General features: G+C 60.1%; 10 protein-coding genes and 1 pseudogene. 6 read left to right on the top strand and 5 right to left on the bottom strand.

The window, feature by feature from the left end:
* The first annotated feature begins 65 nt into the window (after nucleotides 1-65).
* The 3 genes from glmU to AKU94_RS18490 are packed head-to-tail and all read left to right on the top strand — an operon-like array spanning nucleotide 66 to nucleotide 3,913.
* Nucleotides 66-1,421, top strand: coding sequence for a bifunctional UDP-N-acetylglucosamine diphosphorylase/glucosamine-1-phosphate N-acetyltransferase GlmU (glmU, locus tag AKU94_RS18500; RefSeq protein WP_050528703.1), 1,356 nt, complete (start codon nucleotides 66-68; stop codon nucleotides 1,419-1,421).
* Nucleotides 1,422-3,236 (top strand): glutamine--fructose-6-phosphate transaminase (isomerizing), encoded by a 1,815-nt coding sequence (gene glmS / locus AKU94_RS18495; protein ID WP_050528702.1) that lies wholly within the window; start codon nucleotides 1,422-1,424, stop codon nucleotides 3,234-3,236. It abuts the gene before it with no gap.
* Nucleotides 3,233-3,913 carry a DNA alkylation repair protein gene (locus tag AKU94_RS18490; protein WP_050528701.1) on the top strand — a complete coding sequence of 227 codons (681 nt, stop codon included), beginning with the start codon at nucleotides 3,233-3,235 and terminating at the stop codon, nucleotides 3,911-3,913. The genes glmS and AKU94_RS18490 overlap by 4 nt, the downstream gene beginning before the upstream one ends.
* Before the next feature lie 73 nt (nucleotides 3,914-3,986).
* On the opposite strand, the gene moaA is transcribed toward AKU94_RS18490, so the two are convergent.
* Nucleotides 3,987-4,991, bottom strand: a complete 1,005-nt coding sequence (moaA, locus tag AKU94_RS18485; RefSeq protein ID WP_050528700.1) for a GTP 3',8-cyclase MoaA — start codon at nucleotides 4,989-4,991, stop codon at nucleotides 3,987-3,989.
* Nucleotides 4,992-5,067: 76 nt separating this feature from the next.
* On the opposite strand from moaA, the gene AKU94_RS18480 reads away from it, so the two are divergent.
* Entirely contained in the window at nucleotides 5,068-5,535 is a 468-nt protein-coding gene (locus tag AKU94_RS18480; protein ID WP_050528699.1) for a hypothetical protein, read from the top strand.
* Nucleotides 5,525-7,132 (top strand): AMP-binding protein, encoded by a 1,608-nt coding sequence (locus AKU94_RS18475; RefSeq protein ID WP_050528698.1) that lies wholly within the window; start codon nucleotides 5,525-5,527, stop codon nucleotides 7,130-7,132. Before AKU94_RS18480 ends, AKU94_RS18475 begins: the two co-directional genes overlap by 11 nt.
* A gap of 10 nt (nucleotides 7,133-7,142) precedes the next feature.
* On the opposite strand, the gene AKU94_RS18470 is transcribed toward AKU94_RS18475, so the two are convergent.
* Complete coding sequence (locus tag AKU94_RS18470; protein WP_050528697.1) at nucleotides 7,143-8,306, bottom strand: M20 aminoacylase family protein; 1,164 nt, start codon at nucleotides 8,304-8,306, stop codon at nucleotides 7,143-7,145.
* 313 nt (nucleotides 8,307-8,619) lie between these two features.
* Between AKU94_RS18470 and AKU94_RS18465 the strand changes: the two genes are divergently transcribed.
* Nucleotides 8,620-9,669 (top strand): YeeE/YedE family protein, encoded by a 1,050-nt coding sequence (locus tag AKU94_RS18465; protein ID WP_050528696.1) that lies wholly within the window; start codon nucleotides 8,620-8,622, stop codon nucleotides 9,667-9,669.
* Here AKU94_RS18465 and AKU94_RS18460 read toward each other — a convergent pair.
* The 3 genes and pseudogenes from AKU94_RS18460 to AKU94_RS18450 form a co-directional block, all read right to left on the bottom strand.
* Complete coding sequence (locus AKU94_RS18460) at nucleotides 9,666-10,949, bottom strand: DUF3422 family protein (RefSeq protein WP_050528757.1); 1,284 nt, start codon at nucleotides 10,947-10,949, stop codon at nucleotides 9,666-9,668. The genes AKU94_RS18465 and AKU94_RS18460 overlap by 4 nt on opposite strands.
* Nucleotides 10,950-11,116: 167 nt before the next feature.
* Nucleotides 11,117-12,550 carry an NAD(P)(+) transhydrogenase (Re/Si-specific) subunit beta gene (locus tag AKU94_RS18455; RefSeq protein WP_050528695.1) on the bottom strand — a complete coding sequence of 478 codons (1,434 nt, stop codon included), beginning with the start codon at nucleotides 12,548-12,550 and terminating at the stop codon, nucleotides 11,117-11,119.
* Nucleotides 12,551-12,565: 15 nt separating this feature from the next.
* Nucleotides 12,566-14,142 (bottom strand): annotated as a pseudogene (locus tag AKU94_RS18450) (Re/Si-specific NAD(P)(+) transhydrogenase subunit alpha).
* Nucleotides 14,143-14,258 lie beyond the last annotated feature (116 nt).

Below are 14,258 nucleotides of genomic sequence, written 5' to 3'. Positions count from 1 at the left end.
CCCCGCCACCTTGCGACTCGCGCCCCCCCGTGTAAAAGGGTTGGCACGTTGAAGGAAAGGGTTTCATGTCGGTTTCATTGATTGTTCTGGCCGCAGGCAAAGGCACGCGGATGAATTCGGACCAGCCAAAGGTGCTGCACCGTATCGGGGCCGCACCCTTGTTGCATCATGCGCTTCAGGCCGGTCTTGCCCTTGATCCGGCACAGGTTGTTGTCGTCACCGGCCATGGCGCAAGTCAGGTCGAGAAATCCGCCCGCGCCTATGACGACGGGGTCAAGGTGGTGCTTCAGGCCGAACAGCTTGGCACAGGCCATGCCGTCGCCCAGGCCGCCCCATTGCTGGCGGATGCCGCCGGCGATGCGATTGTGCTTTATGGCGACACACCTTTTGTGCGGGCCGAAACCCTACAGGCCATGCTCGATGCCCGCGCCCGCCATGCCGTTGTGGTATTGGGGTTCGAGGCCGATGATCCGGGCCGTTATGGCCGCCTCGTGACGCAGGGCGAAGACCTTGAACGCATCGTTGAATACAAGGATGCAACAGATGAAGAACGCGCCATAACCCTTTGCAATTCCGGTGTTATCTGCGCAGAGGCGTCGGTCCTTTTTGACCTAGTGGCCCAAGTTGGCAATGAGAATGCATCGGGGGAATACTATCTGACCGACATCGTGGCGCTGGCCCGCGCCAAGGGGCTTTCGGCCGGTGTGGTGCAATGTGATGAGGCCGAAACCCTTGGCATCAATACCCGTGCCGAGCTGTCACAGGCCGAGGCCGCCTTTCAGGCCCGCATGCGCGATCAGGCGATGGAAAACGGTGTCACGCTTTATGATCCCGCAACAACCTATTTCGCACTTGATACCGTCATCGGCCGCGATACGACTATCGGCCCGAATGTGGTCTTTGGCCCGCGGGTCACGGTGGAATCGGGTGCCGAGATCGCTGCCTTTTGCCATCTTGAGGGCTGCCATATCAGCCGCGGCGCCACCGTCGGCCCCTTTGCCCGACTGCGTCCCGGGGCCGAGCTGGCCGAGGATGTCCATGTCGGCAATTTCGTCGAGATCAAGAACGCCGTGCTGGATGAAGGCGTCAAGGTCGGCCATCTGACCTATCTGGGCGATGCCCATATCGGCGAGCGTACAAATATCGGCGCGGGCACCATCACCTGCAATTATGACGGTGCCAATAAACATCACACTGAAATCGGCCCGCGCAGCTTCATCGGCTCCAACACCATGTTGGTGGCACCGGTGACGGTAGGGCGCGACGCAATGACGGCCTCGGGGTCGGTCATCACCAGCAATGTCCCTGCCGAGGCGCTTGCCGTGGCCCGTGCGCGTCAGGAAAACAAGCCCGGACTGGCCGCGCGGCTGATGGACAGGTTTGAGAAAATCAAAGCGGAACGCCAAAAGGAAAAACAGTAAATGTGTGGAATTATTGGTGTTTTGGGAAAGCATGAAGTTGCCCCCCTCTTGGTTGAGGCACTTAAACGGCTGGAATATCGCGGCTATGACAGTGCAGGGATCGCCACGGTCAACAATGGCGCTTTGGGCCGCCGCCGTGCGATTGGCAAGCTGGTGAACCTGTCGGATCTGTTGGTGCATGAGCCGCTGGCCGGCAAGGCTGGTATTGGTCATACACGTTGGGCCACCCATGGTGCTGCCACCGTTGCCAATGCCCACCCGCATCAGACCCGCAAGGTTGCCGTTGTCCACAATGGCATTATCGAGAATTTTCGTGAGTTGCGGAGCGAGCTGACCGACAAGGGCTATGCCTTTGAATCCGAGACCGACACCGAAACCGTCGCCATTCTGACGCAATCGCATCTTGATGCTGGGATGGAGCCACGGGTGGCGGCGCGCGAAACGCTGGCCCGTCTGCGCGGGGCGTTTGCGCTCTGCTTCTTGTTTGACGGCCAAGAGGACCTGATGATCGCGGCGCGCAAAGGTTCCCCCCTTGCGATCGGCCATGGCGATGGCGAAATGTTCGTCGGATCGGATGCGATTGCGCTGGCCCCGATGACCGACCGTGTCACCTATCTGGAAGAGGGCGATTGGGCGGTTATTACCCGCGCCGGTGCCGAGATCTTTGACGAGGCAAACCAGCCCGCCCCCCGCAAACCCACACAAATCGCACTGGAACAGGCGCGTGTTGAAAAGGGCGGCTTCAAGCATTTCATGGCCAAGGAGATCGCCGAACAGCCCGTCGTGCTGGCCGAAGCGATCCAGCGCGGTGTTGCGGATGGCAAGCTGAACCTGCCCGAAGATATGGATTTCTCAGGGGTTGAGCGTTTGACGATGGTGGCTTGTGGCACCGCCTATTACGCCTGTGTCGTGGCCAAATACTGGTTCGAAAAAGTTGCGGGCCTGCCGGTCGAGGTCGATGTCGCCTCTGAATTCCGCTACCGCGAGCCGCCGATCACCCCCAACACTTGGGCGGTTTTCGTCAGCCAGTCGGGTGAGACCGCCGACACGCTGGCCGCGCTGCGCTTTTGCCAGGGCAAGGCCGCCAAGGTCGTGGGCGTGGTCAATGTGCCGACCTCCTCTATTGCGCGGGAATCCGATATTGCCCTACCGATCCGCGCGGGGGTTGAGGTGGGCGTGGCATCGACCAAGGCCTTTACCTGTCAGTTGACGGCGCTTGCGCTGATGGCGCTGAAGGCGGCGCAGGATCGGGGGCGGCTGACGCCTGACGAACTGGCACAGCATATCGCCGATCTCTCGGCACTGCCGGGGTTGGTGAACCAAGCCTTGCTGATCGCGCCCGACGTGTCGCGGATCGCCAAAGAGCTGGCCGAGGCGCAGGATATCTTGTTCCTCGGACGCGGACCCTTGTTTCCGCTAGCGATGGAGGGCGCGCTGAAACTCAAGGAAATCAGCTACATACACGCCGAAGGTTATGCCAGCGGTGAGTTGAAACACGGGCCGATTGCCTTGATCGATGCGCATGTGCCTGTGGTCGTTCTGGCCCCGCGTGATGCGCTATTTGAAAAGACCGTCTCAAACATGCAAGAGGTGATGGCCCGCCATGGCAAGGTACTGCTGATCTCGGATGCGGCGGGGCTGGAAGAGGCTGGCGTGGGCTGCTGGCGCACGATCACCATGCCTTCAGTGCCTGATTTTCTGGCGCCGATCCTTTATGCGCTGCCCGCGCAGCTATTGGCCTATCACACCGCGATTGCCAAAGGCACCGATGTGGACCAGCCGCGCAACCTCGCAAAATCGGTGACAGTAGAATGACCCCCGAAACCGCGATTGAACAGATAACCGCCTGTGCCATTCCTGAAAAAGCCGCTGAAATGGCTGCTTATCACAAGGTCGAGCGCCCCTATCTGGGCACCGCCACGCCGGAAATCGACGCGCTGTGCAAAGCTTGGCGCGCCGAGCTGACGTTGGAGGATCGGCTGACGCTTTGCGCGGGTCTGTGGGACAGCAATATCCATGAGGCGCGCATCGCCGCGGCCAAGCTCTTGACCCAAGCGCGGATCCGGCCGGATGATTCCGCGGCCTGGGCGCTGCTGTGTTCCTGGATGCCGCAACTGGATGCCTGGGCGATTGCCGATGCGGTCAGCACTGCGGCCGCCAAGCGCATTACCGCCGATCCCGCACGGCTGGATGAGGTCGAGGCATGGACGCAAAGCCCGCTGATGTGGCAACGCCGTGCGGCCCTTGTGGCCACGCTGCCCTTTGCCCGGCTCAACAACCTCAAACCCGTAGAGGAGCAGGCGCGTGAGCGGGTTTTGTCTTGGGCGGCCTCCTATTTGGGGGACAAGGATTGGTTTATCCGCAAAGCCGTTGCAGGCTGGCTGCGTGACCTGTCCAAACATGATCCGGCCCGGACCGAGGCATTTCTGGCCGAATTCGGGGATTTGATGAAATCATGGACGCGCAAGGAGGCGGGTCAGTACCTCGGCTGAAGGGGCCGCGTTTCTTGGCGGCATTGAGCCGCCTGCGAAACGCATTGCCATGGCGCGAGGCTACGGGCGTTGCTTATCCCCCGGTGTGGCTCATATGGCGGGTCATTTGCCCGTCTACCTTTTGACGCGAATAGTCGAAATCATGGCCCTTGGGCTTGCGGGCAATCGCAGCACGAATGGCCGTTTCCAGCGCGGTGTTATCCGGGCTTGCCCGCAGGGGGGCACGTAGATCGGCCATATCCTCTTGGCCGAGGCACATATAAAGCTCACCTGTACAGGTCAGGCGCACGCGATTACAGCTTTCACAGAAGTTATGTGTAAGCGGCGTAATGAAGCCCAGTTTCTGGCCGGTTTCCTCAAGCCTGACATAACGCGCGGGCCCCCCGCTCCGCTCATCCAGTTCGGTGACGGTAAAACGTTCCCGCAGACGTGCCCGAAGGTCGCTAAGCGGCCAATATTGATCGATCCGGTCCTCATTCCCCAGATCCCCCATCGGCATTACCTCGATAAAGGTCAGGTCATGGCCTTGGGCGGCACACCAATCCGTTATGCTAAAGAGTTCATCCTCATTGAAACCTTTGAGGGCGACGACGTTGATTTTTATGTGCAAACCCGCTTGCTTGGCCGCCTCTATCCCGTCGAGCACCTGCGCTAGACGCCCCCAGCGTGTGATCTGCGCAAATTTATCGGCGTCCAATGTATCAAGCGAGACGTTGACCCGCTTGACCCCGCAAGCCACCAGATCCTCTGCGAATTTGCGCAGCTGGCTGCCGTTGGTTGTCAGCGTCAATTCGTTCAGCGCACCGCTGTGCAGGTGCCTTGTCATGCCTTCAAAAAACGTCATGATCCCTTTGCGCACCAAAGGTTCGCCCCCGGTGATGCGCAATTTTTTAACGCCCATGCCGATGAAGGTGCTGCACATGCGGTCCAGTTCTTCGAGTGTCAAAAGCTCTGCTTTTGGCAGAAAACTCATGTTTTCGGCCATGCAATATACGCAGCGAAAATCGCAACGGTCCGTAACCGAGACGCGCAGATAGTCGATGGGACGGGCAAATGGGTCGATCAGGGGCATATTCATACATGCATTCTATGGGCCCATTTGCCCCTGCGCAAGAGCATTGAATGCCGCAGCGCCAGAAGCTATCCTTTGCGTCATGAAACATATATCCATCGGGTTGATCCCCGCCGTTCTTTTGCTGTCCGCCTGCGCCGATCTGCCCTTTAGCAAGACAGATCGCGGCATGCAATCCATCAGCACAATACAAACCCGCCCCATGTCAGACGGGGTTATCGCCCCGCCACAAGGCGCGCGCACGGCAGCTGCATTTGACACCACAACCGCCGCACAAAAAGCCGCGGCGCTTGGCCCCGTAAAAGCCGGCAGCGAGCAGGCCTTGGGCAAGACCGCCGTTGCCTTGGGCAATGTCACAGAGCCGGGGTTTTGGCTGCGCTCGGCGCTGGTGAAATCGCCCGGCGCGGGGCGCGTCGTCACAGCAAAAGGCGCAGAAATCGCGGTGGACCTGATCCCCGGCGAAGGTGCGGCCCAACTGTCATTGGCGGCCTTTCGTGCCCTCAACCTTTCCCTGACCGATTTACCCGAGGTTACGATTTATGCGCAATAGGTTGATCCCGCTGACCGGCGATTGGGCCGCAAAACGAGCCGCTTTTAAATGGCAGTGGCCCGAGGCGTTCAATATCGCCAATGCATGTTGTGATGATTGGGCCGCAGCCGATCCCGACCGCATCGCCCTGACCGAGGTTTCCGACCATAGCAATACCGATTGGACCTATGGCGCGCTGAAAGAGGCATCTGACCGGCTGGCAAGCGCCTTTGCCGAGGCAGGTGTGCAGCGCGGCGATCGGGTGGCCGTGCTGCTGGCGCAATCGGCCGCCGTTCCCGTCGTGCATTTCGCCGCGATGAAGCTGGGCGCAGTCGCCCTACCGCTGTTCACCCTGTTTGGAGAGGATGCGCTCTTGTTCCGCTTGTCCGATTCAGGGGCTGCGGTCGTGGTGACGGATGGCGAAAGCCTGCCAAAGGTTCTGAATATTTCCGACCAACTGCCTGATCTGAAACTTGTTCTATGCACTGACACCAATCAGCACACGCCCACCCTATGGGATGAGATCGCAGCACATCCGCCCTTGGCCAATCCTGTGACCACATTGGCCGAGGACCCGGCCCTGATGATCTATACCTCGGGCACCACGGGATCACCAAAGGGCGTTCTGCATGCGCACCGCGTTCTCTTTGGCCATTTGCCCTGTATGGAGCTGACGCATGAGGGCTTTCCCCAAGCTGGTGACAAGGGCTGGACCCCTGCGGATTGGGCCTGGATCGGCGGGCTGATGGATATGGCAATGCCTTGCCTTTATTACGGCGTGCCGCTGGTCGCCCACCGGATGCGCAAATTCGATGCGGCCGCGGCCTATGCGATGATTGCCGAACACAACATCCGCAACCTGTTTATGCCGCCCACAGCGTTGAAACTGATGCGCGGGGTCGATGTGCCTGCGGGGGTGAATATCCGTTCCATCTCGTCGGGCGGCGAAAGCCTTGGGGCAGAGATGCTGACCTGGGGCAAGGAGACACTGGGCGCGCCGATCAACGAGCTTTATGGCCAGACCGAATGCAACCTTTGCGTCACGCAGGTGGCAGGGATGATGGCGGTCAAGACCGGCAGCATGGGACAACCCCTGCCCGGTTTCGATGTGGTGGTGATGGATGAGGATGGCACCCCATGCCCGCCCGGCGTGATGGGCGAGATTTGCGTGCGCAAGGGGGCGGCCAGCATGTTCCTGCGCTATTGGAACCAGCCCGAGCAGACCGCCCAGAAGTTTCGCGGTGACTGGCTGCGCACCGGCGATCTGGCCAGCGTCGATGCAGATGGCTATCTGACCTTTGCCGCGCGCGATGATGACGTGATCACCTCGGCCGGATACCGCATCGGGCCGGGCGAGATTGAAAACTGCCTGATGGGGGACCATGATGTGGTCATGGCCGCCGCCGTTGGCATCCCCGACCCGATCCGCACCGAGGCCGTGCGCGCCTATGTCGTGCTGCGCGAGGGGGCTGCCCAAGAGGGCGTCGAGGCGCGGCTGATCGCCCGTGTCCGCGCCCGCATCAGCCCCCATGTCGCCCCGCGCGATGTGATCTTTGTCGACAGCCTGCCGATGACCGCAACCGGCAAGGTGATGCGACGGGAATTGCGCAGCCTGTAGCCGTGCCTTTTCAGAGCGGCAGACGCGCCTCAACCATGCCGACATACCAGCTGGCGCCAAAGGGGATCGCGCCGTCATCAAAGTCATAGGCGGGGTGGTGGATCATCGCGGAATCCCCGTTGCCAAGAAAGATATAGGCGCCGGGGCGTTCATTCAGCATGAAGCTGAAATCCTCGGCCCCCATCATCGGCGGGGTGGCCGTATTTATCCTGCCCGAAACCGAATGCGCCACCTCGGCCGCATATCCGGTGTTATCAGCCGCATTGACCGTGGCGGGATAGCCGCGCTGATAGGCCACCTCGGCACGCGCGCCGTAAGCAAGGGCCATTTGCACCGGCAGATCCCTGACCCGCGCCTCGACCATATCCTGAACCTCGGCATCAAATGTGCGCACTGTGCCCTTCATAACAACGGTTTGCGGGATGACGTTATGGGCGTTGCTATCGGTGGAAAGGGTGCAAGTAGAAACCACCGCCTGTTTGAGCGGGTCGAGATTGCGCGCCACGATGGATTGCAGCCCGACAATGATATGGCTGGCAACCAGCAGCGCATCCACGCAGTCATCAGGTTTGGCGGCATGGCCCCCCTTGCCGGTCACGGTGATCTCAAAATGGTCAGCAGCGGCCATGATCGGGCCCGGACGGATCTCAAAATCACCGACCGGATAGCCGGGCATATTGTGCAGCCCGTAGACCTCCTGGATGTTCCAGCGGTCCATCAGCCCGTCTTTGCACATCGCATCGGCGCCCGCGCCGCCCTCTTCGGCGGGCTGAAAGATCATCACGGCCTTGCCGTCAAAGTTCCGCGTTTCGCACAGATATCTTGCCGCACCAAGCAACATGGTACTGTGCCCGTCATGGCCGCAGGCATGCATCTTGCCCGGCACCTTGGAGGCATAGTCAAGCCCCGTCGCCTCCATGATCGGCAGCGCATCCATATCCGCCCGCAGACCGATAACCCTGCCCGCGCTGTCGGTTTTGCCGTGGATCACACCGACCACGCCGGTACGGCCCACGCCCTCCACCACCTCGTCACAGCCCCAAAGCCGAAGCATCTGGGCAATTTTACCAGCCGTTCGATGCACCTCATAGAGCAGCTCCGGGTTTTCATGGAAATCACGGCGGATCGCTGTCAGTTCAGGCAGCATTTCAGCAAAACGGTTCTTGACGGGCATAGGGGCCTCATTTGGAAAACATAAGGGGCAAGCTGGGCCAAACTGCAAGGGCGCGCAAGGGGGGCCAGCGCCATTCCCGGCCACATCAAGCAGTAAACCGCCATGCGACCAGAATAAAACAAATCCTCCGGCACAAGGGCCTGCGGCAGACAGGTATCGCCTTTTGGCCCCGTGCTTAGGGTCGACATTCCGCGTGACATTCCAATGCGGGACATCCTTCCAACCCCTCGGCACCGCCAGACCGGTCGCGCTATTGTCTTTCAAGACCGCTTACCGCAAAGGAAACCGAATTCCGCAGCGCGCAGGAGCATATATGTTTGAGTCCCTTGGTTTCGAAAACCTGACACCACGCGGTGCCTCGGTGATCCTTGGCCTGCTGATCGGTCTTGCCTTTGGTATCATGGCCGAGGCGACCCGCTTTTGTCTACGCCGCGGGTTGGTTGGCCCCAAGGCAGAGCGCACCCCTGCCCTTGCCCTTTGGGCGGTGGCGCTGGCAACTGCGCTGATCGGCACCCAAGCCGCCGTGTCATTGGAGTGGATTTCCTTCGAGGGCCACCGCCTGATGACACCGGATCTGCCTTGGGCGGCGATCCTCTTGGGTGGGCTGGCCTTTGGCGCGGGGATGGTACTGACGCGCGGCTGTGCATCGCGGCTGACGGTGCTGACGGGCACGGGAAACCTGCGGGCGCTGACGGTTCTGGTGGTCTTTGCCATTGCCGCCCACGCCACAATGAAGGGGCTGTTGGCGCCCCTGCGCACCACGCTTGGTAGCCTGACCCTGCCGATGGGCGATGCGATCAGCCTTGGCCTGTTGCCCGGTGGCCCGCTTTTGGTGACGGGGCTTTTGGCGGCGGTGGCCCTTGCCTATGCCCTCTCGGCGCGGCTTGGCATCATGCAAATTATCGCCGGTGTGGCAATCGGTGCCTTGGTGCCGCTGGCCTGGGTTGGCACGGGGCTGGTGCTGTTTGACGAATTCGATCCCATCGGCATGGAGAGCCTGTCCTTTACCCTGCCCCTGTCCGAGACGCTATTCTGGGCGATTGCCTCATCCTCGGTTGCGGCAAGCTTTGGCATCGGGCTTTTTGGCGGATCGGTTGCGGGGGCGGCGCTGTCGTCACTGGCCACGCGCCGCTTTAAATGGCAGAGCTTTTCTGCCCCTGCAGAAACGGGCCGCTATATTTTGGGCGGGGCCTTGATGGGGGTTGGCGGCGTCTTGGCTGGCGGCTGCACCCTTGGGGCCGGGCTGGCCGGTGTGCCGACCTTGTCGGTGGCGGCCCTTCTGGCGCTGGCCGCGATTGCGCTTGGCGCACGGATGACAGACCGTGCTTTGCAAGGGCGCGACGCCCAGCCCGCCTATTGCTAATGAAACTTCTTGCGGATCCGCCGCACCATGCCCCAGACCCCTAAAATCACCAAAGGGGCCAGCAGGGCCAGCGTCATCCCTTTGGACAGCCCCGCACTTTCGGTCAGCGGATAGACAATATAGGCCAGCAGGTTCACCGCGTAATAGCTGATCGCCACGACCGAGAGCCCCTCTACCGTGGTTTGCAGCCGCAGTTGCAAATCGGCCCGCGCATCCATGCTTTCCAGCAAATGCTGGTTCTGTGCCGAGCGTTCCACATCCACCCTTGTGCGCAGCAATTCCGCCGCTCGGGTGGCACGGGCGGCCATCGCCTGCAAGCGCGCCTCTACCGATTTCACCGTGCGCATCGCAGGATCATACCGGCGCATCATAAACTCGCCAAAGGTCTGGCGGCCATTCACGCGTTCTTCCCGCATAACCGCGATCCGCTGGTTGACGATCGCCTCATAGGCCCCAGTCGCCGCAAAGCGAAACCCCGATTGTACCGAAAGGTTTTCCAGTTCTGCCGCAATTTGCAAAAGGGTTTGCAATGCGACCTCGGGCGGTCGGTCCGTCGCCGTCATCCCCGCAATCAGGGTCGAGAGCTGCGCGTCCAGCCGGTTGATTTCCACCCCCAAATCGCGCGCGCGCATCAGGCCCAACATCGACATGGCGCGGTAGGTTTCCACCTCACACAGGCGCTGCACAATGCGGCCCACACGCCGCCCCTCGGCCCCTTTGCGGATGAACACAGCAAAACGCATATGGCCCGCCGGATCGATATGGAAATCGCCTGCGATCACTGCCGCACCGTCCACCACACGCGAAATGGCAATACTTTCGGGCACGAACCATTCCTCAAGCTTGGCCAGCATATCGGCCTCATCCGCGGGCATTTCCTCAACCCGGATCAGGGCGGAGACAAGCCGCGAACCGGGGGCGTTGGCAAGCCAGTCTTCGGGAAAGACATCAGCCTCATCCGGGTCAAAAGCACGGGCCGAAAGCCCTGTTCCAAAGGCTGAATAAGTCACGAATTCGGTATGGCTTTCCCATTTCAGGCTGTGCCGTCCGATGGCGGTCGAATAATGCGTGGCACCGGGTTGAGGATGGGCGCAACCGTGCCGGTCCAACAAGGCCAGAAGATGCGCAATATCGGCCGCGCGGTCGCGGCTGACGGCGCGCTCGGGCTCCTTGATTGCCACATAGACGGCATGGCTGGGCACAGCCAACGCGGGAAACGGGCGGGCGTGCAATTCATTCACAAGGGCGTAGCGTTGCGGGTGGTCTTCGATCTTTGGCATAGGGTCCTCAGTCAGATATGACACTTAAGGACGCGACAGCCGCATTGTAAATTCCGCAGGGGCAACCTGCGCGGTGCGCAATGGTACACTGGTATTTCCGCCACGCTCGACATGCAAAACGCCCCGCCGTTTCCAGCGGGGCGTTTGAATATTCGGCAAGACCTGCGTCAGTCGATCAATGGCAGCAATGCGTCCAAAGACTTCTTTGCATCACCGTAAAACATCCGGGTGTTATCCTTAAAGAACAATGGGTTCTCGATCCCGGAATAGCCGGTCCCCTGCCCCCGCTTGGAGACAAACACCTGTTTCGCCTTCCAGCATTCCAGAACCGGCATGCCGGCGATGGGGCTGTTGGGGTCTTCTTGGGCCGCAGGGTTCACGATGTCGTTGGAGCCGATAACGATGGCCACATCTGTTGTCGCGAAGTCCTCGTTGATCTCATCCATCTCCATCACGATGTCATAAGGCACCTTTGCCTCGGCCAAGAGCACGTTCATATGGCCCGGCAAACGCCCCGCAACAGGGTGGATCGCAAAGCGCACATTTTTACCCTTGGCGCGCAGCTTGCGGGTCAGTTCCGCAACCGCCGATTGCGCCTGCGCTACCGCCATGCCGTAACCCGGAATGATGATCACGCTATCGGCCTCATTCAAGGCCGCGGCTACACCTTCGGTATCGATCGCGATTTGCTCACCCGAGATTTCCATTGCAGGGCCGGTGGTGCCACCAAAGCCGCCAAGGATCACCGAGATAAAGCTGCGGTTCATCGCCTTACACATGATGTAGGACAAGATCGCACCCGAGGAACCAACAAGTGCGCCGACCACGATCAGCAGGTCGTTGGAGAGCGAGAAACCGATCGCCGCCGCCGCCCAGCCCGAGTAGCTGTTGAGCATGGAAACCACCACCGGCATATCCGCACCACCGATGCCCATGATCAAATGGTAACCGATAAAGAAGGCCAGCAAGGTCATCACGATCAGCGGCAGTGCCGAAGCCGTTTGCAGATAAAGCACCAGCATCAACACAGATCCAAGCGCCGCCCCTGCATTCAACAGATGCCCGCCCGGCAGCTTGTTGGCCTTGCCGTCCACCTTGCCCGCCAGCTTGCCATAGGCAATGACCGAACCGGTAAATGTCACCGCACCGATGAACACACCGAGGAAAACCTCAACCCGCAGGATCGTCAGCTCTACCGGCGCTTTATGCGCCAGCAAGGCTGCGAAACCTTCGAGGGCTGCGCGTTGATCCTCGGGTGTGCCCGCAACCAAAGCCGCCTCAATATGCGCGTTGTAGCCGATGAATACCGCGGCCAGACCAACGAGCGAGTGCATCGCCGCCACAAGCTGTGGCATCTCGGTCATCTGCACCCGCTGGGCCACGACCCAACCGATGCTGCCACCGATGATCAGCATCAGGATAGAGATCACCCAATTGCCGGCCCCCGGCTCCATGATCGTTGCCAAGACGGCCAAAGCCATGCCGAAAATGCCGTACCAGACCGCCCGTTTCGCGCTTTCTTGACCCGAAAGCCCGCCGAGCGATTGAATAAACAGAACCGCCGATACGACGTAAGCCGCTGTTGTAAAACCATATTCCATAATAATCGCCCCTCTTTACGACTTTTGGAACATGGCGAGCATGCGCCGTGTCACCATGAAACCGCCGAAAATATTGATCCCGGCCATCAAAACCGACAATCCCGCCAGAATAACCACCAGCACGCTGCTTGACCCGATCTGGAGCAAGGCCCCCAAGATGATGATCGAGGAAATCGCGTTGGTGACCGCCATCAGCGGCGTGTGCAGGCTATGGGCCACATTCCAGATCACCTGGAATCCGACATAGCATGCGAGCACGAAAACAATGAAATGCGACATGAAGCTTGCAGGCGTGAACATCCCCGCCAGCAGCAACAGCCCGCCCCCGACCGCCAGAAGCCCGACCTGATTGCGGGTCTGGGTCTTGAAGGCCGCGACCTCATTGGCGCGGATTTCTTCGGGTGTCAGCTCTTTGGCCTTGGGTTTGGGCTTTTGCACAGCAATCGCCGCAACCTTTGGCGGTGGCGGTGGAAAGGTGATTTCCCCCTGATGGGCGACCGTAGCACCGCGGATCACGTCATCTTCCATGTTATGGTTGATAACGCCGTCCTTATCCGGTGTAAGATCGGCCAGCATATGTCTGATATTGTTGGAATAAAGCGTCGATGCCTGTGCCGCCATCCGGCTTGGGAAATCGGTATATCCGATGATGGTCACACCATTATCCGACACGATTTTCTCATCCATAACCGTCAGGTCACAGTTGCCGCCACGCTCAGCCGCAAGGTCAATCACGACTGAGCCGGGCTTCATCATCTCGACCATATCCTTGGTCCACAGCTTTGGCGCGGGCCGACCGGGGATCAGGGCGGTGGTGATGACGATGTCGATATCGGGTGCCAACTCACGGAATTTTGCCAATTGCTTGGCCTGGAATTCCGGTGTCGAGGGGGCCGCATAGCCACCCGTCTCCGCACATCCGGCAGTTCCGAGGCGTCAAATTCCAGAAAGACGAACTCCGCGCCCATCGATTCAATCTGCTCGGCCACTTCGGGACGCACGTCAAAGGCATAGGTGATCGCACCAAGCGAGGTCGCCGTACCAATCGCAGCCAGACCGGCCACACCGGCACCAACCACCAGCACTTTGGCCGGCGGCACCTTGCCCGCAGCCGTCACCTGTCCGGTAAAGAAGCGGCCAAAGTTGTTGCCCGCCTCGATCACCGCACGGTAGCCCGCAATATTGGCCATCGACGACAGCGCGTCCATTTTCTGTGCGCGGCTGATGCGCGGCACCATATCCATCGCAATGACAGACGAGCCTTGCGCCTTCATCTGTTCCAAAAGTTCGGCGTTCTGTGCCGGCCAGAAGAAGGAAATCAACGTCTTGCCCGCAACCAGCCGTTTGGCCTCCTCAGCCTCCGGCCCGCGAACCTTCACGATCACATCCGCAGCCTCAAACAGTGCTGCAGCGGTTTTCACCACTTCGACGCCCGCATCCGCATAGGCCGTATCGGAAAAGCCCGCACGCACCCCGGCGCCGGTCTCTATCAAACATGTATGGCCCAGCTTTTGCAGCAGCTTGGCCGAGTCCGGCGTCATCGCTACGCGCGCTTCGCCCTCAAAAATCTCTTTGGGTGCCCCAATCTTCAACAGCTTCTTCCCCCGTAAAAATGGCCCAACATCGGGCTGCATGCCCTTAGGAAAACCCTTAAACACTGCGTAACATTATTTCACAAGACACCAAGGAACAATAATATATACCAATC

The organism is Pseudorhodobacter aquimaris, assembly GCF_001202025.1.
GTDB classification, from domain to species: domain Bacteria; phylum Pseudomonadota; class Alphaproteobacteria; order Rhodobacterales; family Rhodobacteraceae; genus Pseudorhodobacter; species Pseudorhodobacter aquimaris.
Note: the sequence above shows the minus strand (reverse complement) of the source record. Positions and strands in the feature narration are given on the sequence as shown.

Coding starts and splice junctions, on each gene's coding strand:
- glmU (WP_050528703.1), top strand. CDS start 66: ATGTCGGTTTCATTGATTGTTCTGGCCGCAGGCAAAGGCACGCGGATG.
- glmS (WP_050528702.1), top strand. CDS start 1,422: ATGTGTGGAATTATTGGTGTTTTGGGAAAGCATGAAGTTGCCCCCCTC.
- AKU94_RS18490 (WP_050528701.1), top strand. CDS start 3,233: ATGACCCCCGAAACCGCGATTGAACAGATAACCGCCTGTGCCATTCCT.
- moaA (WP_050528700.1), bottom strand. CDS start 4,991: ATGAATATGCCCCTGATCGACCCATTTGCCCGTCCCATCGACTATCTG.
- AKU94_RS18480 (WP_050528699.1), top strand. CDS start 5,068: ATGAAACATATATCCATCGGGTTGATCCCCGCCGTTCTTTTGCTGTCC.
- AKU94_RS18475 (WP_050528698.1), top strand. CDS start 5,525: ATGCGCAATAGGTTGATCCCGCTGACCGGCGATTGGGCCGCAAAACGA.
- AKU94_RS18470 (WP_050528697.1), bottom strand. CDS start 8,306: ATGCCCGTCAAGAACCGTTTTGCTGAAATGCTGCCTGAACTGACAGCG.
- AKU94_RS18465 (WP_050528696.1), top strand. CDS start 8,620: ATGTTTGAGTCCCTTGGTTTCGAAAACCTGACACCACGCGGTGCCTCG.
- AKU94_RS18460 (WP_050528757.1), bottom strand. CDS start 10,949: ATGCCAAAGATCGAAGACCACCCGCAACGCTACGCCCTTGTGAATGAA.
- AKU94_RS18455 (WP_050528695.1), bottom strand. CDS start 12,550: ATGGAATATGGTTTTACAACAGCGGCTTACGTCGTATCGGCGGTTCTG.